This is a genomic window from Bacillus sp. F2HM, assembly GCF_019266135.1.
In the GTDB taxonomy this organism is placed as follows: Bacteria; Bacillota; Bacilli; order Bacillales; family Bacillaceae; genus Bacillus; species Bacillus safensis.
This window is the reverse complement of the sequence record NZ_LRMO01000026.1, coordinates 110,994-131,543: the sequence shown is the minus strand read 5'-3', so window position 1 is coordinate 131,543 and position 20,550 is coordinate 110,994. Positions and strand designations below refer to the sequence as shown.

Genomic DNA, 20,550 nt, shown 5'->3' with positions numbered 1-20,550 from the left:
ACATAATATAACATGACATATAATAAATTTAAGCAAAGAGGAGGAGACAGTTGAGATGAGTGATAACATTCGCCGCTCAATGCCTTTATTCCCAATTGGGATTGTCATGCAGCTAACAGAATTATCTGCAAGACAAATTCGCTATTATGAGGAAAATGGTTTAGTATTTCCAGCAAGAAGTGATGGAAACCGCCGATTATTTTCTTTTCATGATGTTGATAAATTACTAGAAATTAAAAACCTCATCGAACAAGGTGTAAACATGGCAGGAATCAAAAAACTTTTTGCCAAAGCTGAGGCAGAAAATCCATCGTCTGATACAAAGACGGAGGAAAAAGCTACAGCTAAGCACAACTTGACAGATGATGAACTCAGGAAGCTACTGAAGAAGGAACTCATTCAGGCTGGACGTTTCCAACAAGGAACGACCTTTAGGCAGGGGGATATGTCAAGGTTTTTCCGTTAACCAATTAGCAAAAGCATTGCTATACACATTTTACCTTTTGTAGGGGAGGAGTTTTACGAAATGGCAAAGTACACAAGAGAAGATATCGTAAAATTAGTAAATGAGGAAAACGTAAAGTACATCCGTCTGCAATTTACAGACATTCTCGGAACGATTAAAAATGTTGAGATTCCTGTGAGCCAGTTAGAAAAAGCTCTCGATAACAAATGTATGTTTGACGGTTCATCTATTGAAGGATTCGTACGTATCGAAGAATCAGATATGTACCTATACCCAGATCTAAACACATTTGTTATTTTCCCTTGGACAGCAGAAAAAGGTAAAGTTGCACGCTTTATTTGTGACATTTATAAGCCAGACGGGACACCATTTGATGGAGACCCGCGTAACAACTTAAAGCGTATCTTGAAGGAAATGGAAGAACTAGGATTTAGTGATTTCAACCTTGGACCTGAGCCAGAATTCTTCTTATTTAAATTAGATGAAAAAGGCGAGCCAACGCTTGAACTAAACGATAAAGGCGGATACTTTGACCTTGCACCAACAGATCTAGGAGAAAACTGCCGCCGTGACATCGTGCTAGAGCTTGAAGAAATGGGCTTTGAAATTGAAGCATCTCACCACGAAGTAGCACCTGGACAGCATGAAATTGATTTCAAATATGCAGGCGCGATCCGTTCTTGTGACGACATTCAAACGTTCAAACTCGTTGTCAAAACCATTGCGAGAAAACACGGTCTTCATGCGACATTCATGCCAAAACCATTGTTCGGTGTAAACGGATCTGGTATGCACTGTAACCTATCATTATTCAAAAATGGTAAAAACGCATTCTTTGATGAAAAAGCAGATTTACAATTAAGCGAGACGGCTAGACACTTTATCGCAGGTATCGTCAAGCACGCAACAAGCTTTACAGCGGTCACAAACCCAACGGTAAACTCTTACAAGCGTCTTGTACCTGGCTATGAAGCACCTTGCTATGTGGCATGGAGTGCACAAAACCGCAGCCCATTGATCCGTATCCCGGCATCACGCGGCATCAGCACACGTGTAGAAGTGCGCAGCGTAGACCCATCTGCAAACCCATACCTTGCACTAAGCGTATTACTTGCAGCAGGTCTTGACGGAATCAAAAACAAACTAGAAGCACCAGCACCAATCGACAGAAACATCTATGTCATGGACAAAGAAGAGCGTCTTGAAAATGGCATCTCTGACCTTCCTGCAACACTTGCAGAAGCACTCGAGCTGCTGAAATCAAACGAAGTCATGATCAACGCACTAGGCGATCACCTATTCGAGCACTTCATCGAATCAAAAGAAATTGAATGGGATATGTTCCGCACCCAAGTACACCCATGGGAACGCGATCAGTATATGTCTCAGTATTAATAAAGAAAACCCCTTGGAGCCATTGGCTTCAGGGGGTTTTTTGTATTTAACTCTATGATTGATGGGATGAATCGAACAAGAACAGTGTTATGTTGTGTAGCTCTTAGTTCATCAAGAGCTTTGTTATTTACCCTTACATATATGGGATGTCTAAGTCCACAAGATGCAAATAATTTGGATCGATATTGAGCGGTTTGAACAACAGAATTGTATCGATCTATCAAATATAGGTTACACGAACTTATCAATCTTGTAATGTAACAAGTGGTTAAAGATTTCCGATTAAAAAATTGAATTGATTGATAAAGTAAAGTAGTACTACTTCATTATAAGCACAAATACTGGTAGAATTGAGCAAGCAAACCATAAAATGCAACTGAGTTAAATCAGTATAGCCAGTATTCAAAAATAATTAAAATATGAGGGAGAAATTTAATGGAGTATGTATTAATGGAACCATCAATTATAATGGAATCCTTTGAAACTTTATCAAAAAAAGAGGCTGAGATTCTCTTTGATTGGTTTGTTAATCAGATACCACTACGGATTGAAGTTTTGAAAAATGTTACTAATGGAGAGGTGGACTTTAATTTCACTCCCGAATCACTTATAAATATCTATGGTTGGTTTTTATCTCAGGTGGAGATTTATGAACTATCAGAAGAAGAGATTGGTAGAGAATTAGAAGAATTAAGGCAATATCCTGATTTTATTTATGAAGATGAAAAAAAGAGCTTATTGGCTAATCCAGTTGAAATTGCAAAAGTGGACTATGCAATAGCAATGGATATCGGGATTTATTATGCAGAAGTTATTAGAAGAAACCATCCTCAAGTAAAGTGGACGTGCTTTACTAAGCCGAAATCTTATGCATACTTAAACAAGCCTATTCTTCATTTCGAAGAACGAGACAGCATTTATTATGAGCGTGAACCTATAGATTTAATGATCATTCTGAACCAACGAATTAAAAAAGGAGAAGTAACAGAGCGTACACTTTATGAAATGTATTTTACAGATGAGAATTTGATATTGGGTGTAGACGAAGATCCTGAAGATGAAGATTAAAAAGAGTAACTTCTGACATGGAAGTTGCTTTTTCATTTTGTTTTTAGAAACTTTGATAAAGAAAGTATGTCTCAAATAAATTCTCAACGAAAATGATTGTTTGCTGATACTCTATAATCATAATACTAGTTGAATTTCAAAAGAATATGGAGATATGTTAAAGAAGGTTGGGATATTTACAAAATGACTGAGCATTATGCGTCTTTTGGTTAATTTAACAGCTGAAGATCCCTTTCAGTAAATACAACGTATAATTGTATTAAATTTGAAAATAAGTGAAAAGATACTTATGTAATCCAAAAAATAATTAATTTTTAAAGCCTTTAGAAATTGAGAGCTTTTTTAAATTAGGTAAGGAGACTATAATTTAGATGAGTTCGGATAAATTTAAAAGTATAAATACTATAGAATATACAGAATTAAAGAATGATCTGAGGACTGGTGACCTTTTATTATGTTCGGGTGAATATTTGGTAAGTAAGTTAATTAAACAAGTTTCCAATTCACTCTTTAGTCATGTTGGTATTATTGTGAAGTGGAAAGGGCTATTATTAATAATTGAAAGTGTTGAGGACGATGGTGTTAGAATAGTTCCTTTAGAACATTATTTGACTAACTATGAGAATACAAATAAAAGTTATGATGGGAAGTTATATATTGCACGGCACAAACAGTTAAATGAAGATGGTGGTGAAAAACAAAATACCATTATCGTTAAAGGTTTATCTTTATTAAACAAGAATTATGATAAATCTGAAATAGCACAGATAGTTGCTCGAATAGGATTGGGAGTAGGTAAACATAGAGATAATGAGGAGTTTATCTGCTCTGAATTTGTAGATGTATGTTTTAAAGAGGCAGATATTTGTTTTACCTCAGATACAAAAGGTTTTATCTTTCCTGAACACATTGCTGCTGATGAAAATGTTATTCCTATCGCTCGAATAGGTTAATATTTAATTCATAACAAACAGGCCTTCGACATGCGAAAGGCTTGTTTGTTTATGCAATTACCTGTTGATTTTTTTGTGATGGGCATTAAAACAACATTTTGTGAATTCCACTTTTAGAGTGGCCCTTCTAAAAGAACTCAGAATCCGTTCAGTTGCTTGTCACTTCTAATCAGCTTTTCTAAAGTCACTCATTCAATGTATTTGCGGGATACCGAAAATTTCTATTAAGGACAGTTTGTCTTTACATATGTTGTAAATCTAGTGTTAAAATATTATAAGGGATTTGCTTAGAAGGGGGTAAAGGGATGACAGAATTAATTGCCTCTCAGGAGGTAGGAAACATGTTAAACACCTGGAATCTTGCCATACAAAAAGGGGATTTGTCGGCAGCTATTGAAATGCAAGATGACATAGACAAGGCAATCGAGCAAATGGAAGAAAATCAAGATGTTCTTTTATATTATCAACTTTTAAGCTTTAGACTTAAGCTGAAACTTCAGAATATTAGCAAAAACCTAGATAAACCATTCTTCGAGAGGAATGCACCAGACGAAAAAGAAGAGAAGACAAACAAACTCATGTCCTATTACTTCTATTTCTATAATGGGATCTATCATGACTACTTACAAGATTATGATAAGGCGCTAAGTTATTTCAGAATAGCTGAAAAGAAGCTGGCCTATGTTGATGATGAAATAGAAAAAGCAGAATTTCATTATAAATTAGCTGTTCTATTTTATGATTTGAAAATGACTTTCTTATCTAAATATCATGCTCAAATTGCTTGTGACACATTTAATGCACATGAATCATATATCAAAAGACAAATTAACTGTAGAATGCTGCATGCGCTGAACTTAATCGATCAATTTGAATATGAGAAAGCAAGTGAACTTTTTAACGAAGCAGAGAACATGATCCGAAGTATCAATGACAATCATTTAATTATTCATCTCTATTACAGCATGGGTTTTTTGGAAAGCAAAAGAGAGAATGCTGAGAAAGCATCTGCATTTTTTAGACGCACACTGAGTTATGAAGAAATTGAGCAACAAATGTTATTAAAAATGAGATGTTTATATGAACTAGCCAGAATAGAAGTATCAAATCAAAGCAATGAAGTGATTGAGTGGGTTGATCTAGGCATTTCTTTGTCGGAACAAGTGAACCATCACATTTTTCAAATTAAATTTAAATTGTTAAAAGAACTATTATATGAAACAAATGACACTCAACAAGCCAATATAAGTAATTTGTGTGCAGAGCTTGAAGAAAGAAGAGTTTGGGTTGATTTAGAGGAAATCTTGGTTGATGTGGCGAAATATTTAGAGGAAAAAGGTTTGCTGCAACAATCATTGAATTACTATAAAAGAGCCTTACATGCAAGTCAATTTGTAGGAAAAGGAGTGAATTAAATGAAAAAGTCTTTTTTTATTCCATTATCAATAGCTGTGGTAGCATTAGGTACACTTTTCTTTACAAATGGTTTCATTCAACCTCAACATGATGATGTCCAAACCGTCGCATCAAGAGGGAGCTCTGGAGGATAATTGGTTAAAAAACGATAAAGTGGATTAAAGTGTCAGACTCCTTATGGTATTCTAGTAAAAGAATACGCCATAAAAGGAGTCTTTTTTATATGAAAATATTAGATGCTCCATCTTTACTGTCAGCTGTCGAACAAAGATCAAAAGTCTATCAGGAGCTTCGAGACGAAATGCAGCATGTGAAAATAGCATTAAAAAGTGTGTCGGGATTAGGTGATGAATTTACTGGAAAAGGTGCAGACAATATCAAAGCCTTTTATGAGGATCTTGCGCTTTACACAGACACTTATCTTGATTTTATTGATATGCAAAAAGCGTTTTTAGATGGTGTAAATGGAAAACTTGATGACGAATCGTTAGGAGGGAGTACATTTATTGATGAGCACTTTTTAGATGCTCAATTGAAACAAAGCATTCAAAACAATAAAGATATGGTCAAGGAACAAAAAGAAGCCCTATCCACTATTTTTGATGACATCAGTGATCTCATAGAACTGAATGTATTTTCAAGTAAAGAGGTCAATGAACATTTAGACGATGCGAATAAAAAAAGAAAAGAGTCAATTGATGCTGTACATAAATTAGATCATGCCCTAAAAACAGAGTACGAAAAATCAGAAGCGATTGAAAAACACCTCGCAACCTTTTATGCAAAAATGATGGCTGCTACAGGAAAAGGGAAAAATGCGCAGCCCATGTATTACGATGCAAAAGCCTTTCATGAGACAGATGTGTACAAGAATCATGATAAAATCGATGCACAGGTGAAAGCATATTTAAAGGTGAAAAAAGAAGAAAAAGAGAAACGAAGAATCAAAGAATTGAAAGAAAAACTCAACGATCCTTCGTGTATATCAGAAGAAAAATACTTTGAGATTGTAGACGAAATTGGATATGATAATCTTTCTTACGATCAAAAAATGTATTACAGCCAGCTTCTCCAGATCAAAGCGCAGGAAGAAGCATCAGAGGGGTTCGTTGATGTTGTAAAAGGTGCAGCAGTTGGTCTATATGATGTGGCCAAAGATACAGTAGTTGGCATCTATGATCTTGTGACAGACCCTGGAGGTGCCGTTGAATCGGTCGTAACGGCTGTTTCTCATCCAATTGAAACATCGAAAGCGATTGGAAAGTCGATTTCAGACTCATTCCAAAAAGAAGTCATCGATGGTGATGCATATTCTCGATCCCACTGGTTCGCCTATGCGACTGGTTCTCTAGCAGAAATCGTCTTTGGCTCTAAAGGGACTGGTGCCATTACAAAAACGGGGACAACAGCGGCCAAAACAACGGTGAAGAAAGGCCTTGAGCAAGGAGCAAAATCATTAGACAGAGTCTCTATTCCGAATCTATTGCCATACTCACCAAAGTTTCAAATGGCTGGTGAAGGGAAACTCCCTTACAATGTGTTTGACGGAGAAAACCTCAAAAATAAACTCCTCTCTATGGCAAAACGCCTGGACAATCAACCTGTATATGGAATCTCTAAGACAGGCAGACGCTTACCAGCACCAAAATCACCACCGACCGTTGTCAGTTATGGAGATCACTATGTGAGATGGAAACGTAAAAAAGTGTTAAAACCGAATGTTATTTATTCAACAAAGCAAGGATACACCTACGCAACCGATCACTACGGACGTATTGTCAAAGTCGAAGCAAGTGATTTAAAATACGGAGAGGTTAAAAGAAACCAATATGCCCAATCTAATTCAGGGAAACCAGATCGATTACTAGATGATGATGGAGGACATTTAATTGCGTCTATTTTCAAAGGATCTGGCGATATTGATAATCTTGTCCCGATGAATTCACAGATTAATAGAAGTGGCGGGAAATGGTATGAGATGGAGCAGGAATGGTTGGCAGCCTTGAGGAAAGATCCACCTGAGACAGTGTCTGTTTCAATAAAAGCATTTTATGAATCGGATTCGTTAAGACCGTCTGAATTCCTAGTCAAATATAAGATAGACGGAGAAGTTTATACGAACACGATATATAATAGAGCAGGAGGGTGAAAAAATGGAAACAAAAGAAATGGAAGTTTTACATAGAGAAATAGCTGAAGAATTAAATGGAATGATCCCAGTGGAATGGGATACAATTTGGATGTATGCAGAAATGTTAGATGATTCTGCATCAGCTCTCTTTTATTTTACAGTCCCTAATAAAGAAGAATATTATTATTCACACAATATCCCAGAACAATTTCAGGTTAGTGAAGACACATATGATAGTCTTTTAATTAACATACAAAGAAAATTAAGAAGATTAAGGGAAGAGTATGCTAAAGTACATTCAGATAAATGGACAACTGTAACAATGAAATTGACGGCATCAGGAAAAATGTCAATCAACTTTGGTTATGAAGATATACTTTCTCTAGGTATAAATATGCCAAAACGGATTGCAATATGGGCTTATGAAAATTTAGGAATATATCCAAAAAGAAAATCAGTTAGAGACTTTCTTGAAGAATACATAGAAAATAAAGAAGAAAACAACTAGCGCATTACCCTCCAAATACAGGAGGGTTTTTGTATTAGATGTGAATAGGCTATAGAAAAAGTAGACTAAGAAGATACAACTTGTTCCGACTGACTTACATAAAAAATGTACCCCATATTGGTGTAGCATCAGACTTAAGAGGAGGCTACTAAAATGAGTTTTAAACAGATTAAAGACAAACTTTATCAATACACTATTGATATCAGATCAACCAAAACAATTAGCTCATTATACGAAATGAAAGAAATAGAAGAAGAAAATGCTTATCACATTTCTCCTGATTATAAGAGTTTTATTAGTGAATACGGGGAATGTTGGATTGAGGACAATGTATATACCCATCTAAGAGAAAAACCAGTGTGGCTAGTTGGTGAATCAGTACCAGTCGAATTGTTTTATGGGTTGGAGCAGAATGATTATGATATACGAGAAGCCATAAAAACATATAAAGACCAATTGCCAGAACAAATAATTCCTATCGCAGATGCAGACGGCGGAGACCTAATTTGTTTAGATGTTAGTAAAATAAATCAAGGGAAAATTTATTTTTGGGATCATGAACTTAGAGATAGAGAACAGGATCTGTTCCTGATTGCTGATACTTTTACTGAGTTTATTGAAGGGTTATTTGTTGTTGAAGATGATGAAGATAGTGATACAGAAGATATTGATATCCAACTTAGTGACGATCTCATAAAAATGTTAAAGGAGAGAGATTAAAATTTAGACAAATCCTTTCAAGAAGACTAAACGTTTCTTCTATCTATAAGGAAATTCATTTTAATCTGAATAACTTTTAAGTTTAAAGGGTGCTAAAGTGCATCCTTTTTATTTTTTTAAAAAAACACTCTTTATGGGTGTTTTAGTTTGTATTAGCTATAGGATGTAATGCATGATTATGATCATCTAAAAGATAATCAGGATGGCTTTTAACATTGTATATTTAATTGTTTTATCAGGATTATCCACGAAGTATTATGTCATCAAAGGGAAGGCTTTTTATTATGGTGATGCATATTCTCGATCACACTGGTTCGCCTATGCAACTGGTTCTCTAGCAGAAATCGTCTTTAGTTCTAAAGGGGCAGGTGCCATTACAAAAACGGGGACAACAGCAGCCAAAACGACGGTGAAGAAAGGGCTTGAACAAGGAGCAAAATCATTAGACAGAGTCTCTATTCCGAATCTATTGCCATACTCACCAAAGTTTCAAATGGCTGGTGGCCCAAAGCTGCCGTATAACGTGTTTGACGGAGAAAATCTCAAAAATAAACTCCTCTCTATGGCAAAGCGTCTAGACAACAATTCAGGATATGGCATCTCTAAGACAGGCAGACGATTACCGGCACCAAAATCACCACCGACTGTTGTTAGCTACGGAGATCACTGATGGAAACGTAAAAAAGTATTAAAACCAAATGTTGTTTATTCAACAAAGCAAGGCTACACCTACACAACCGATCACTACGAAAGAATTGTCAAAGTCGAAGCAAGTGATTTAAAATACGGAGAGGTCAAAAGAAACCAATATGCCCAATCCAATTCAGGTAAGCCAGATCGATTACTGGATGATGATGGAGGTCATTTAATTGCGTCTATTTTTAAAGGATCAGGCGATATTGATAACCTACTTCCAATGAATTCACAGATTAATCGAAGCGGCGGGAAATGGTACACCATGGAGCAACGGTGGTTGAAAGCCTTGAATTCAAATCCACCTAAACAAGTAGCAGTGAGCATTGAACCTATCTATAAGGGAGATTCATTACGACCTGTTAGTTTCTCTGTGGAGTATAAAATTGGAGAACGTTATTCTCAAGTATTTATTAAGAATCAACCTGGAGGTTAAAACCCAATGGAAGAATTAGAAATAAATTATAAAAAAATAGCAGAATCAATTAATGAATTAATACCATGTGATTGGGATAAAGTTTGGATGTATGCAGAAATACTTGATGATTCGGCTGAGATAGTGTTTTATTTTAAAGAACAAAATGGAAATGAATATGTTAATGGACATCAAATTCCTCATAAATATAGTGTAAGTAAGTCAACATACATCCACTTATTATACGAACTTAGTGAAATTTTTGAAGCATTGAAAAAGGCATATATACAAAATGATTTAGGTGCTTGGACAACAGCTACCCTCCAATTAGATTATAAAGGGAAATTCTCTATTGAGTATGGATATGATGATGTTTATTCATTAGGCATAGACAATGTGCAAAGAATAGCAGTTTGGGAATATGAAACGTTCGGATTTTTACCCGACGATGAAGAGGATAAAGAAGCCGTATTAAATTATATAAAAAATAAGTACGATAACTAACGCAGAATACCCTCCGAATAAAGGAGGGTATTTCTCATATATGTTTCATAAAACCTCATTTCCATTATCTAAACCGATAAACCGTCACTTCACAATCACCCAGCACCTCTTCAATCATCTCTTCCACAATCGTCCAATCGCCGCCAGCCAATCCGCAGCCGATCCCGTATGGAATGGCGATGGACGTTTGGTTTTTCTCCTCAGGTGATTGTGTCACTGTATCCTTTAGGTGTTGAAAGCAGCTGCGTAAGGCATCGTAGTCTGTTTGCTGTCTTGTTCTTCCGTATCCAGCTTGGGCAAATAAGTTGGCCATTGTTTTTCCATCTTTTGTTGTAATGAGTTGAATGGAGCTTAACAAGTCATCTCCATGTTCTGTACATAACTGTTTATAATCTTTGAACACATTCGGATATTTGCTTTTGATCTGTTTTGCTAATCCAGCTCCCATGACTCCTTTACAGTTCACCTGGTGACAAATGATGTCTTCGCTTGCCTCTAATATATTGCCGTCTACCGTTTTGATCATATGCAGTAACCCCTTTTTGATAAAATGCAAACTTATGTTCTGTTATAACAGTTTTGTTCCTGTGATTTAATAGCTTTTGATGAGTTTTTAGTTAGTACATGAGTTCAGGTGACAGCAAAGTGACAAACCTGTCATATGATTCCAAGGTTTGTTCGTTCGATCGATGGAGGCAGACATCTCATTTCAATTATCCTTATCATAAATCAAGTAAAAAGGATGAAATGAGATGCGGGGATTTAATGAAGATTTATTTAGGTGGGTGAATCAGCTTAGTATTGATTATGGTTCCTTGAATCCGATATTTATTGGACTAGCTGAATATACAGTGCTGCTGGCAGCACTCATGTGTCTGTTTGTATGGTTTCAAAATCGCAGCAGGTACAATAGGGCGATGGTCGTTTCTGCTGGACTGACCTTCATATTGGCAGAGTTACTTGGGAAAATCGCAGGGGTGTTTTATTTCAATCAGCAGCCCTTTGCAGAAATGAGCCACGTCAATCTTTTGATTCAAAAGGAAGTGAATAACTCGTTTCCAAGTGATCATACCATCTTTATATTTTCGATTTGTCTGATCTTTTGGCTGTTTCATAAACGCCATTTTTATTGGCTGATCATTGCGTGTGCTGTTGGATTTTCAAGGATTTGGGTAGGTGTTCATTATCCATTTGATGTCTTCGCAGGAGCTACTATAGCGTGTTTAACAGCCGCCGCCGTTGTATATTTGCCGATATTTCAAAAAAGTGTTAAATCCATCTTATCATGCTATGAATGGGTTGAACAAAAATTGATAGGGAAGAGAACAAAATAACATGCAGCATTAAAATACCCCGATCTGTAAAGCTGAGATCGGGGTACTGTTTATTTTCGCCAAAACGTTGAACAATCCGCTTTGTCTTTGATATTAAATTCAATGATTTTTTTCAGAAGAGGATAATCAACTGGCAAGCTTTCTTTCATGCGAAACATCTTTTTTCCATGATCGTACCCAGCTCGTACAATGTCAGCTGAAAATTGATCAATTCCTTTTCCTTCTGGTGCGACAGAAATGTGATGTTTTGCCACGCTAAACCCAATAATAAATGTGCCGTGATCTGTGAACATAGGCTGATTCCAAGCAATTCTTGGCTCTAATTGAGGGAATGTGTCTTCTACCCATTGTAAGATGTCTTGAGTGCGCTGCTTCAGCTCGGGGTTACCGATGTTGCTGATATATTCTTCAAACACATGCATGATGTTTATCCTCCATTTCCATCGACCTCATAAGCCTCAGACGGGATTCGAACCCGCACTCCTTTCGTAAGCATAGGCTAGGGGCAACACGCTTCCCTACGGAATTTCACCGACAGGGATTTCACCTGTCTCAGCTCATGTGCTTTTCGGTGCTTCTGAAACCCTTGCCTTGCGACCCGCCAGCTACAATTTGTTTTACGGCGCTCTTCCCTTCTAGAGCTACTGAGGCGTGTAAGTGATTGATCATATTATATAAAGAAACTGGATAAATGAAAAGCTGCGCTGATCATTAGTTTACTGATCATTAGGCGAATCGCACAAAATAGTCTTTGAAATGATGCGGTATTAATCATCATAAGATTAGATTGCCCTAACAATGGGCTTTTTTCATTTCATCTCGAGATGTTTATTTTAAAAAAAGGCGGAATTTTTTCGCAAATATCATTGACTAGGAGAAAGAAACGCACTTTAAATGGAAACGGTTATTGAAGATTCAAGTGATTCATATTAAAATGATGTCAAATGGACAAATTAGCAATTGCTAATAGAAGTTCCATATTTAGTGAAATCATGTGCTGCAGCTGAAGGTGATTGGGGGTGTAGAATGAGCAAAGTTCCTGTTGCGGAATTGGCATCATTATTAAATGACTGGAACATGGAAATCAAAAAAGATCATGCAGATGAGGCAGAACGGTTATTTGCCAAAGCGAAACAAGCGGTAGAGGAAATTGACGATGCGGATATCCTCATATACTATTCTCTTCTTGAGAAAAGACATCACATTCTTATGTACAATTTAAGAGGGCAAAAGGGCAATGTTTCAACGAAAAGTATAGAGGGTCATTATGGAAAAAAAGAAGATGACCTGTCTAATCGTCTTGCCTATTATTTCGATTTCTATGAGGGTGTGTATGAGCAGCATCAAGGTAATTATGAGGTTGCATTGCAAATGTATCAAAGTGCTGAAAAGCTCTTAGATAAAATTCCAAGTGAGATAGAACGTGCTGATTTCGATTTTAAAGTGGCATGGCTTTACTACCGGCTTAGTCATATCATGCTCTCATTAAGCTATATCCGCAGAGCGCTCCACGTCTATAAGCGGCACAAGCAGTATGAAAGAAGAACGGCCCTTTCATACTCTCTTATAGCAGCGAATCTAACAGAGATCGGCCGGTATGAAGAGGCGCTTGAGAATTATCGTCTGGCGGAAGAGGTTTTGACAAGCGAGCAGGATGATTTTATGCTGGCTCAGCACCATCACAATGTGGCCATTTTATATTCATTTTGGAACAAACCGAAGGAATCGATACGTCATCTTGAAAAAGCACTGTCCCATCAAGAGTATTATGATTCAGATTTCTTTTTCCATTCTACGTATCTGATCAGCCGAGAACTCTGTGTGATTGGTGAAAAGCAGCGTGCAAGCCAATATATAGAGGCTGCATATGCCAGAATAAAGGATGCTTCGCATGAAGTGTTTCAGCTAAAAATAGGCATCGTACATGATCTTTACTTAACGCATGCGCCACAAAGATTTCAGCAAATTGATGAGAAATTAAGAAAGTTAGAAGAGAAGAATGAATATCATGAAGTAAAAGAGCTATCACAATTTGCAGCAAAATATTGTGAAAAGCAAGCACTTTATGAGCAGTCTGTTTTTTACTTGAACAAAAGTTTAGAAGCGGATTTACATATGAAAAGAATGGGGTTGATTTAAGATGAAAACAGGATTAAAAGTATTATTCGTTGTCGGTTTAGCGGTCGCTGCGACTGTTCTATCGCAAGACGTTGCGGGTTCATTCGAAGTTGCAGAAAAAATCATTGGTGGTTAATACCATGTATCTCTCGCCCTTGTTGATATCGTCAGCAAGGGTTTTTTGCGTTTTTAATAGGCTCTTCTTATTAAACGCTGCAAGAACGTTTAATAAGAAGAATTCGCAACAAAGGGGGTGTGCAAATTTATTACCTGCTCCATTATTCTAAATAAACATAGGGCAGAGCAACAAGTTAAAAAGGTCACTTTTCTTTGCTTAATTTAATTTTTTGCAGGACTTTTCATTCAAATTTTATCAAATTGGTCTAATGTACATAGAAGGAAAAGAAAAAGTAGGAGCACTGCCCTTTTTGTCATGCATATGATGAGATAAGGTCTGATTTGAAGGCAGGTGATTGTATGTATCCACGGGTTTATGGAGGTTTTCATGGAGGCGGTTTTAGCGGAGGAGCAGTGGGCCCTCATATTGGCTTTGGCGGGTATTATGTGAGCCCTGGAGTGTTCTCTGGTTTAGGAGGTTACCCCGGATATGGGGGATTTGGGACGTTTTCTGGATATCCATATGGTTCTACGTTCATCATGGGACGCCCTCCTGGTTTTTATGTAAGGAGTTATTAGTGTAAGATCACAATCATTGAAATAGCCTTCTAAAGAGAGGCTATTTCAATTGGTGAAAGTGCTTCAATCCAGCTGTTATCACAATGATACCTAGGATGATGATCGGCAGCCAAATGATGATAAACGGGTCGTAACGATCTGTGTATGCAGCTAAAGCCGCACCAAGGCAATAGAAGACAATAGAGCCTATTCGCATCAAGCTGACAAGCTGGATAGGAGCTTTTCTTTTTTCCCTGTATGATATGCGTTGAGCTGCATCTTCAAATAGATTAGCGAGTGTACTCGTGAGAACAGTTGTGGAAATGCCAGCAACATTCAATTTACGAGCGGCTGCTGTCTGCATGCCCATGGCCATACTTAAAAGGATGATCAGCATAAAGTAAGCACCTTGTGTATAAGGGAAAATGGTCATGAGAGCAAATAGAAGCAAAATCATCACTTCTATGATAAAAATGCGTGTCACGGCTTTTGGCCAAAACGTTTTCTCATGCTTCCCGCCTACCACAACTGCAAGTAAAACCCCTAAAACGAATCCACTTAGAGCAATGATGGAATGAAGAGCTGTTAGCTGCAAGGAGCTTCCTGCCGCAATGCCAAGCAGCACAATATTACCTGTCATATTGGCTGTAAACACATGCCCTAGGCTTAAATAGCCAATTACATCCACAATTCCTGCGGAAAGACATAAGAAAATCAAAGCTGTATTTCGAAATGAATGTGCGGTCAAAATCGTCATCCCTTTCTTCCTCTCTAATGAATAAGTGTAAACTTCATGACCGCGGATGTCCATCTGATGAGAAGGTCACATGTGTGCAAGCTGATGTAAGACTTGTCTAAAAGCATCATCATTCACAAGGTGCCTCATGCGGCGGAACGGATCACCTTTTTCCTTTAAACGCTCTATAACTGCTGGCATCGTAAAAAGAGAAGGATGAAGCTCATCATGATAGAGTTCGTCCCATTCAAGCGGTGTCGCAACAAGTCCAAGCTCATTTCCTCTCGGGGAATATGGAGCGATAATTGTTTTTCCAGCATCATGCTGAATGTAGTCTAAATACAAGCGATTGCCGCGATTTTTCTTAAGACGTTCCAGAGTAAATAGATCCGGTGCTTGCTCACATAAAAATTGGCATATAAACGAAGTGAATTGTCTTGTTTCTTCGTATGTGAAGGCATTTTTCTTTAAAGGAATATAGACTTGAAGCCCTTTACCTCCGCTTGTTTTAATAAAGGCTGTGAGAAAAAGTCCGTCTAAAAGCACTTTGATTCGTTTAGCAGCTTCGATGGCTAGATGAAATTCATTTACAGATGGCGGGTCCAGATCAAAGACGATTTCTGTCGGCCGATCCGTATCTCTTGTTTCAAAAGGGATATGAAATTCCATCGCCAGCTGGTTGCCAAGCCAAAGAAGCGTACGAGGATCATTACAGACCGTGTAAGAAATATCATCAACTTCATCTGTCAAAACAAAATCCGGCGCATAATCAGGAGTTGACTTTTGATAAAAGAATTCGTCTCCAGTGCCATGTGGATACCGAATTAAAGTAAGACGCCTTTCGCGTAAAAAAGGCAAAAGATAGGGAGCCACTTGTCTTAAATAAAGTAAGTAATCTGCCTTGTTCAGTTGAAGGGCCGGGACAATGGGTTTCTCAGGGTGAGTGACGTCTATAACAGCAGGGAGTGGATACAGCTGTTTGAGCATTTGCTGAAATGTACATGCTGATGGATCCGCATCCAGTAAAAAGGAAGAAAAACGCGGCTCTCTTAACGCCGATCCATCAAAGGATATACACGCAATGCTGGCAACGATAGAAGGAGGGATTTCATATGTTGATTCTCCTGTTAACTGGCCCTTTGTCTGAAATAGCGTGCGCAGTGTTTGTTCTTCTTCTTTAGAAAATCCATGCTTGAATTGGACAACCTCGATGAGAGCTGAATCTTGATAAATGGAGCCTTGGAAATAGCCATTTTCTTTGTCAAAACGGGTCACAATGACAGACACATAACGCCAGTTTTTCATTTTCAACCATTCTTTTGAACGAGTATTGTCATGCCATTTACTCGTCTTTTTTTTCGCTACTAACCCTTCTGCTAAATACATTGTCATCAAGTTTTTCATGTATTCAGAGTCTGGGTCTGTAAGAATGACCTGCAGAAGGGAAGGGTGCTCCAGCTGAACTGATGAAGGGAGCTTTGCGTCTTGGAAAACTTGCTGCAGCTGATTTTTTCTCTCCGTCAACGGTAAATCAACGAGAGGTTTCCCTTTACATCTTAATAGATCAAACGCAATGAAATGACATGGGAATCGTTCAGCCTGTCTTTGGATGGCTTCTTTGTTTTTCAGCCGGCCTCTTTGCTGAACCTTCGCAAACTCACTTTGCTGTTCACTTAGTAAAAAGACCAATTCTCCGTCAAGTGTCAGTGGTAAAAACGGAGCAAATTCGCCTCTTAATTGTTCGCACTGATCCATCACTTCAGGAAATTGCTCATTTAGCTGTTTTCCGGTCCTGCTTTCTAAACGAATCTCGTCTTCTTCCCATACAAGAATAGCCCGAAAGCCATCATACTTTAATTCATACACCCAGTCTGCACCAGCAGGTATATCATGTGCAGGTGTTAATCGCATAGGTTTCATTGTGCATGTCACTTCCTTATATCATGTGTTCTTAGAGTGGGATGAAATTTTCAATCACATACATAAGTCTGATGAAAACATTACATAGTAAGGAGAAAAGAACGGAGGAAGCGAGATGCATACAGTATGGAAAGGCGGTATTAGTTTCGGATTGGTCAATATTCCAGTCAAACTGTTTACCGCTACAGAGAACAAAGACATTAAATTAAGACAGCTGCATAAAGAGTGTCACACGCCCATTAACTACAAGAAAGTATGTGCCAATTGCGGTGAAGAAGTAGCGCCGGAACAAATTGTGAAGGCGTATGAATATGCGAAAAATAAATTTATTGAATTGGATGATGAAGAGCTAGAAAAACTGCGAAAAGAAAATGAAGAAAAAGCCGTTGAAATCATTGATTTTGTAAAGATTGAAGAGATTGATCCAATCTATTATGAAAGAAGTTATTTCTTATCACCGGATACCGGCGGAGCGAAGGCTTATTCATTATTAAGAAAAGCTTTAGAGGAATCGGGGAAAATTGGTGTGGCAAAAATTATGATCCGCTCAAAGGAGCAATTAGCGATCGTTAGGTGCTATGAACATATTTTGCTGATGGAAACCATTCATTTCCCTGACGAAATTAGACAAGTATCAGATGTACCGAATATTCCCCAAGAGGAGAACATTGTCAAGAAAGAGTTAGATACAGCGCTCCTTTTAATCGAGCAGCTGACCACAACATTCGATCCAGCGGCATATCAGGATGAATACAGAGAACAGCTGATGAATTTAATTGGCGATAAAATATCCGGAGAACATACCGTTCAACCTGAAACGACAGGTAAAAAAGATCCTGCATCCAATGTGACTGATTTAATGGCCGCACTACAGGCATCAATCGACCGATCAAAACCAGCCAAAGCGAAAAAAGCAGCGCCTAAGAAAAGAAAAACACCAACGAAAAAAGAAAAGAATGCATAAAATAAGACCGCTGACGAGCGGTCTTATTGCGGGTTTAACACATCCTGAATCGTCCCATCTTTTCGGTGAATGACAACGGATGTTCCTTTATTAGCTGAAATCTCTTTTGCCCGGTCAATTGCTTCTTGTTTTGTTTCTTTGACCTCACTTGCTCGTTTCGCTTTCTCTGTTTGAACCGCCCAGCCTTCCTCGTGTTTTACTACATGCTGCGCATGATCCATGAGCTCTGGTCTTGCGGAGCTGCTGCCTTCAGAAGGTTTGACAGAACCATGAGATAAGAAATTCTCTACCTCTTTCTCCGTTGCGTTCTTTTTCCACTCTTTCGCTTGACTAATTGCAATTGGAATGGCTCTATTTTCATCATAGCCTTCCTGAATCATTTTATTGGCAATCTCAAGCGCTTTTTTTCGAATGACGTTGTCTAATGATTTAAATGAAGCTGGATAATCGTTCATCGTCCAAGGCATATGGACCGCTCCTTTCTTTTATTTGAACATGTTCCCCCATCTGCAAAGGGTCAAACATACAAGGTCTCTCAAACTAATGTTAGGGATAAAATACATCGTTTTGCTGAGGCAGAATATCATCAACTCCTGCAGAATAGAAGGTAGAAAAGGAGTGATTTTGATGATGATGAAAGGTTTATATGAAGCACATTTACCTGTGAGTGACTTGAAGGCATCTATTGCGTTTTATGAAAAATTGGAATTGACACTTGCTCATGAAAATGAACGAGTTGCTTTTTTATGGATTGAGAAAGGAAAGAGCTGGCTTGGCCTGTGGAAAGTAGATATGAACAATTTTCCATACCATCCCTCGACTCGGCACGTTGCCTTTCAAATTACAACGTCTAGTATTGAACAGATCAAGACTTGGCTGATCGAAAGAGGCATCAGCATTCACCCAATGTTTGGTTTTTCAGAAGAAAAGCAGCCATTAGTTCTCGATAATCCGCCGCAATTTCATGCAGCGATCTATTTTCTTGACCCAGATGAGAATCTGCTTGAATGCATTGCTCCACTTGAACTTGATACAGGAGAAGACTACGATATCATGACATATCAGGATTGGGAACGAAAGAAAAATCCGTTTATTGATTGACAAAATCACTTATTGTAACTATATTGATTACAACGGTGGTGAAAGATTGTGAAACAAATTAGCAGCAGGTATCCAATTGCTGTTCATATTGTGTCATTTATTGCAGGTGTTCCAAAAGAGTGTACTAGTGATTTTATTGCAGAGAGCGTGAATTCAAATCCAGCCATTGTTCGAAAAATGATGGCAATGCTCAAACGGGCGGGTCTCATTGAGATTCGCCGCGGTGTGGGCGGTGCTTATTTAAAAAGACCGGCTGAGGATATTACGCTGTTAGATGTGTACCGCGCTGTGGATGTAAGCGAAGATGAAGAATTATTTAACTTTCATCAGCCCGTCATCGCATGCCCGATTGGTCAAGCGATGGACACGAGACTTCGGCATGAACTAAAAGAAGCACAAGCTGCACTTGAGAATCACCTCAAGCAAGTGACAATTCAGCAATTATTAACAGAGGCGGAATAAAAAAAGCTCGTACTTTGGAGCTTTTTTACACCTTTGTTGTAACCATTTTGATTATAACGAATGTACATCACCGTTGAACGAAAAATGAGGAGGTCAAACAAATGAAATTATTAGTAACAGGTGCAACAGGACAACTTGGATCGCTCGTCGTCAAGCATTTGCTCACAAAAGTACCGGCTGAACAAGTTGCAGTCAGTGTTCGAAATCCGCAAAAAGCAGCACATTTGAAGGATGCTGGGGTGGATGTACGCCGTGGAGATTTTACTCAGCCAGACACCCTGACATCAGCATTTGAGGGCATTGACCGTCTGTTGATCATTTCAACGGCGGATGGAGACCGCGTGCAGCAGCATAAAGCGGCAATCGAAGCGGCGAAAGCAGCAAATGTGAATTTTATTGCTTATACAAGTGTTGTCAATGCAAGAGAGAGTCAGCTTGTCCTTGCAAATGACCATGCCAAAACAGAAGAAGCCATTTTGGCCTCTGGCATTCCTCATGTATTTTTAAGAAATAACTGGTATGTTGAAAACGAAAAAGATACGATTCTGGCGTCAGTCAGCGGCGCACCATTTTTAAGCCCTATTGGCGAAGGAAAGGTTGGCTGGGCAACAAGAAATGACTACGCCGAAGCGGCAGCAAATGCGTTAACACTTCCCGTACATGATCAGGAGATATATGAACTGTCAGGCCCGCTTCGGACACATAGTGAACTTGCACAAATTGTTAGTAAGGTGAGTGGAAAAGAAATCAAAGTAGAAAAAATAGATGTAGACACATTTGGAGACTTTTTAGCTTCAAATGGTGTACCAAAAGAAGCAGTGCCATTTGTCAAAGCCATTCAAAGCGGCATACGCGATGGTGCTTTAGCTGTCGAAAGTGAAGATTTCGAAACATTACTAGGCCGGTCGGTAACACCTATTGAAGAAAGAATTCGTGAATTGATTTCAAAATAAACATCAAAAAACGCCCTA

The 20,550-nt window shown here is 38.2% G+C and carries 21 protein-coding genes and 1 pseudogene; 17 read left to right on the top strand and 5 right to left on the bottom strand.

From position 1 onward, the window contains the following. Positions 1–55 precede the first annotated feature (55 nt). The 11 genes and pseudogenes from AWT60_RS16695 to AWT60_RS16650 all read left to right on the top strand — a co-directional run bounded on the left by AWT60_RS16695 (position 56) and on the right by AWT60_RS16650 (position 10,269). Complete coding sequence (locus tag AWT60_RS16695) at positions 56–466, top strand: MerR family transcriptional regulator (protein ID WP_025093274.1); 411 nt, start codon at positions 56–58, stop codon at positions 464–466. A 60-nt stretch (positions 467–526) separates the two neighbouring features. Continuing rightward, on the top strand, positions 527–1,861 hold the full coding sequence (gene glnA, locus AWT60_RS16690) for a type I glutamate--ammonia ligase (protein ID WP_024427046.1): 1,335 nt from the start codon (positions 527–529) through the stop codon (positions 1,859–1,861). 450 nt (positions 1,862–2,311) lie between these two features. After that, positions 2,312–2,929 carry a hypothetical protein gene (locus AWT60_RS16685; protein WP_197172858.1) on the top strand — a complete coding sequence of 206 codons (618 nt, stop codon included), beginning with the start codon at positions 2,312–2,314 and terminating at the stop codon, positions 2,927–2,929. A 371-nt stretch (positions 2,930–3,300) separates the two neighbouring features. Further along, on the top strand, positions 3,301–3,882 hold the full coding sequence (locus AWT60_RS16680) for a YiiX/YebB-like N1pC/P60 family cysteine hydrolase (protein WP_041109164.1): 582 nt from the start codon (positions 3,301–3,303) through the stop codon (positions 3,880–3,882). 305 nt (positions 3,883–4,187) lie between these two features. After that, positions 4,188–5,297 carry a response regulator aspartate phosphatase gene (locus AWT60_RS16675; protein WP_197172859.1) on the top strand — a complete coding sequence of 370 codons (1,110 nt, stop codon included), beginning with the start codon at positions 4,188–4,190 and terminating at the stop codon, positions 5,295–5,297. Continuing rightward, a complete protein-coding gene (locus AWT60_RS18600; protein ID WP_254966822.1) occupies positions 5,298–5,432 on the top strand; it encodes a hypothetical protein in 135 nt (44 codons plus the stop codon). 89 nt (positions 5,433–5,521) lie between these two features. Next, on the top strand, positions 5,522–7,447 hold the full coding sequence (locus tag AWT60_RS16670) for a T7SS effector LXG polymorphic toxin (protein ID WP_218677507.1): 1,926 nt from the start codon (positions 5,522–5,524) through the stop codon (positions 7,445–7,447). 4 nt (positions 7,448–7,451) lie between these two features. Next, on the top strand, positions 7,452–7,937 hold the full coding sequence (locus AWT60_RS16665; RefSeq protein WP_041109170.1) for an immunity protein YezG family protein: 486 nt from the start codon (positions 7,452–7,454) through the stop codon (positions 7,935–7,937). A 153-nt stretch (positions 7,938–8,090) separates the two neighbouring features. Then, on the top strand, positions 8,091–8,657 hold the full coding sequence (locus tag AWT60_RS16660) for an SMI1/KNR4 family protein (protein WP_041109172.1): 567 nt from the start codon (positions 8,091–8,093) through the stop codon (positions 8,655–8,657). A 286-nt stretch (positions 8,658–8,943) separates the two neighbouring features. Then, a pseudogene (locus AWT60_RS18835) lies at positions 8,944–9,786 on the top strand (DNA/RNA non-specific endonuclease); the annotation flags it as partial. Between the two features lie 6 nt (positions 9,787–9,792). Beyond that, complete coding sequence (locus AWT60_RS16650) at positions 9,793–10,269, top strand: immunity protein YezG family protein (RefSeq protein WP_218677506.1); 477 nt, start codon at positions 9,793–9,795, stop codon at positions 10,267–10,269. A gap of 64 nt (positions 10,270–10,333) precedes the next feature. On the opposite strand, the gene AWT60_RS16645 is transcribed toward AWT60_RS16650, so the two are convergent. Next, positions 10,334–10,795, bottom strand: coding sequence for a macro domain-containing protein (locus AWT60_RS16645; RefSeq protein ID WP_218677505.1), 462 nt, complete (start codon positions 10,793–10,795; stop codon positions 10,334–10,336). Between the two features lie 226 nt (positions 10,796–11,021). On the opposite strand from AWT60_RS16645, the gene AWT60_RS16640 reads away from it, so the two are divergent. Beyond that, positions 11,022–11,603, top strand: a complete 582-nt coding sequence (locus tag AWT60_RS16640; protein ID WP_218677504.1) for an undecaprenyl-diphosphatase — start codon at positions 11,022–11,024, stop codon at positions 11,601–11,603. Between the two features lie 50 nt (positions 11,604–11,653). On the opposite strand, the gene AWT60_RS16635 is transcribed toward AWT60_RS16640, so the two are convergent. After that, positions 11,654–12,025: an iron chaperone gene (locus tag AWT60_RS16635; RefSeq protein ID WP_041085116.1), complete on the bottom strand. Its 372-nt coding sequence runs from the start codon at positions 12,023–12,025 to the stop codon at positions 11,654–11,656. Between the two features lie 604 nt (positions 12,026–12,629). Here AWT60_RS16635 and AWT60_RS16630 point away from each other — a divergent pair. Beyond that, positions 12,630–13,742, top strand: a complete 1,113-nt coding sequence (locus tag AWT60_RS16630; protein ID WP_041109178.1) for a response regulator aspartate phosphatase — start codon at positions 12,630–12,632, stop codon at positions 13,740–13,742. 715 nt (positions 13,743–14,457) lie between these two features. Here AWT60_RS16630 and AWT60_RS16625 read toward each other — a convergent pair. Then, a complete protein-coding gene (locus AWT60_RS16625; protein WP_041085119.1) occupies positions 14,458–15,153 on the bottom strand; it encodes a YoaK family protein in 696 nt (231 codons plus the stop codon). 66 nt (positions 15,154–15,219) lie between these two features. Continuing rightward, positions 15,220–17,052 (bottom strand): DNA ligase D, encoded by a 1,833-nt coding sequence (locus tag AWT60_RS16620; RefSeq protein ID WP_218677503.1) that lies wholly within the window; start codon positions 17,050–17,052, stop codon positions 15,220–15,222. A gap of 115 nt (positions 17,053–17,167) precedes the next feature. Between AWT60_RS16620 and ku the strand changes: the two genes are divergently transcribed. Beyond that, positions 17,168–18,016, top strand: a complete 849-nt coding sequence (gene ku, locus AWT60_RS16615; protein ID WP_073979997.1) for a non-homologous end joining protein Ku — start codon at positions 17,168–17,170, stop codon at positions 18,014–18,016. Between the two features lie 23 nt (positions 18,017–18,039). Here the strand turns inward: ku and AWT60_RS16610 are convergent, their stop codons facing one another. Then, the gene (locus AWT60_RS16610; protein WP_073979996.1) at positions 18,040–18,483 is read right to left on the bottom strand and encodes a DUF2188 domain-containing protein; all 444 of its coding nucleotides are present in this window, start codon (positions 18,481–18,483) and stop codon (positions 18,040–18,042) included. A gap of 160 nt (positions 18,484–18,643) precedes the next feature. On the opposite strand from AWT60_RS16610, the gene AWT60_RS16605 reads away from it, so the two are divergent. From AWT60_RS16605 to AWT60_RS16595, 3 genes are all read left to right on the top strand, one after another. Next, the gene (locus tag AWT60_RS16605) at positions 18,644–19,117 is read left to right on the top strand and encodes a VOC family protein (RefSeq protein WP_218677502.1); all 474 of its coding nucleotides are present in this window, start codon (positions 18,644–18,646) and stop codon (positions 19,115–19,117) included. Positions 19,118–19,165: 48 nt separating this feature from the next. After that, complete coding sequence (locus AWT60_RS16600; protein WP_025093258.1) at positions 19,166–19,579, top strand: Rrf2 family transcriptional regulator; 414 nt, start codon at positions 19,166–19,168, stop codon at positions 19,577–19,579. A 101-nt stretch (positions 19,580–19,680) separates the two neighbouring features. Beyond that, the gene (locus tag AWT60_RS16595) at positions 19,681–20,532 is read left to right on the top strand and encodes an SDR family oxidoreductase (RefSeq protein ID WP_218677501.1); all 852 of its coding nucleotides are present in this window, start codon (positions 19,681–19,683) and stop codon (positions 20,530–20,532) included. The last annotated feature ends 18 nt before the right edge of the window (positions 20,533–20,550 follow it).

What these genes read in the sequence shown, in the direction of transcription:
- AWT60_RS16695 (WP_025093274.1), top strand. Translation starts at nt 56, where the DNA reads ATGAGTGATAACATTCGCCGCTCAATGCCTTTATTCCCAATTGGGATT.
- glnA (WP_024427046.1), top strand. Translation starts at nt 527, where the DNA reads ATGGCAAAGTACACAAGAGAAGATATCGTAAAATTAGTAAATGAGGAA.
- AWT60_RS16685 (WP_197172858.1), top strand. Translation starts at nt 2,312, where the DNA reads ATGGAACCATCAATTATAATGGAATCCTTTGAAACTTTATCAAAAAAA.
- AWT60_RS16680 (WP_041109164.1), top strand. Translation starts at nt 3,301, where the DNA reads ATGAGTTCGGATAAATTTAAAAGTATAAATACTATAGAATATACAGAA.
- AWT60_RS16675 (WP_197172859.1), top strand. Translation starts at nt 4,188, where the DNA reads ATGACAGAATTAATTGCCTCTCAGGAGGTAGGAAACATGTTAAACACC.
- AWT60_RS18600 (WP_254966822.1), top strand. Translation starts at nt 5,298, where the DNA reads ATGAAAAAGTCTTTTTTTATTCCATTATCAATAGCTGTGGTAGCATTA.
- AWT60_RS16670 (WP_218677507.1), top strand. Translation starts at nt 5,522, where the DNA reads ATGAAAATATTAGATGCTCCATCTTTACTGTCAGCTGTCGAACAAAGA.
- AWT60_RS16665 (WP_041109170.1), top strand. Translation starts at nt 7,452, where the DNA reads ATGGAAACAAAAGAAATGGAAGTTTTACATAGAGAAATAGCTGAAGAA.
- AWT60_RS16660 (WP_041109172.1), top strand. Translation starts at nt 8,091, where the DNA reads ATGAGTTTTAAACAGATTAAAGACAAACTTTATCAATACACTATTGAT.
- AWT60_RS16650 (WP_218677506.1), top strand. Translation starts at nt 9,793, where the DNA reads ATGGAAGAATTAGAAATAAATTATAAAAAAATAGCAGAATCAATTAAT.
- AWT60_RS16645 (WP_218677505.1), bottom strand. Translation starts at nt 10,795, where the DNA reads ATGATCAAAACGGTAGACGGCAATATATTAGAGGCAAGCGAAGACATC.
- AWT60_RS16640 (WP_218677504.1), top strand. Translation starts at nt 11,022, where the DNA reads ATGCGGGGATTTAATGAAGATTTATTTAGGTGGGTGAATCAGCTTAGT.
- AWT60_RS16635 (WP_041085116.1), bottom strand. Translation starts at nt 12,025, where the DNA reads ATGCATGTGTTTGAAGAATATATCAGCAACATCGGTAACCCCGAGCTG.
- AWT60_RS16630 (WP_041109178.1), top strand. Translation starts at nt 12,630, where the DNA reads ATGAGCAAAGTTCCTGTTGCGGAATTGGCATCATTATTAAATGACTGG.
- AWT60_RS16625 (WP_041085119.1), bottom strand. Translation starts at nt 15,153, where the DNA reads ATGACGATTTTGACCGCACATTCATTTCGAAATACAGCTTTGATTTTC.
- AWT60_RS16620 (WP_218677503.1), bottom strand. Translation starts at nt 17,052, where the DNA reads ATGAAACCTATGCGATTAACACCTGCACATGATATACCTGCTGGTGCA.
- ku (WP_073979997.1), top strand. Translation starts at nt 17,168, where the DNA reads ATGCATACAGTATGGAAAGGCGGTATTAGTTTCGGATTGGTCAATATT.
- AWT60_RS16610 (WP_073979996.1), bottom strand. Translation starts at nt 18,483, where the DNA reads ATGCCTTGGACGATGAACGATTATCCAGCTTCATTTAAATCATTAGAC.
- AWT60_RS16605 (WP_218677502.1), top strand. Translation starts at nt 18,644, where the DNA reads ATGATGATGAAAGGTTTATATGAAGCACATTTACCTGTGAGTGACTTG.
- AWT60_RS16595 (WP_218677501.1), top strand. Translation starts at nt 19,681, where the DNA reads ATGAAATTATTAGTAACAGGTGCAACAGGACAACTTGGATCGCTCGTC.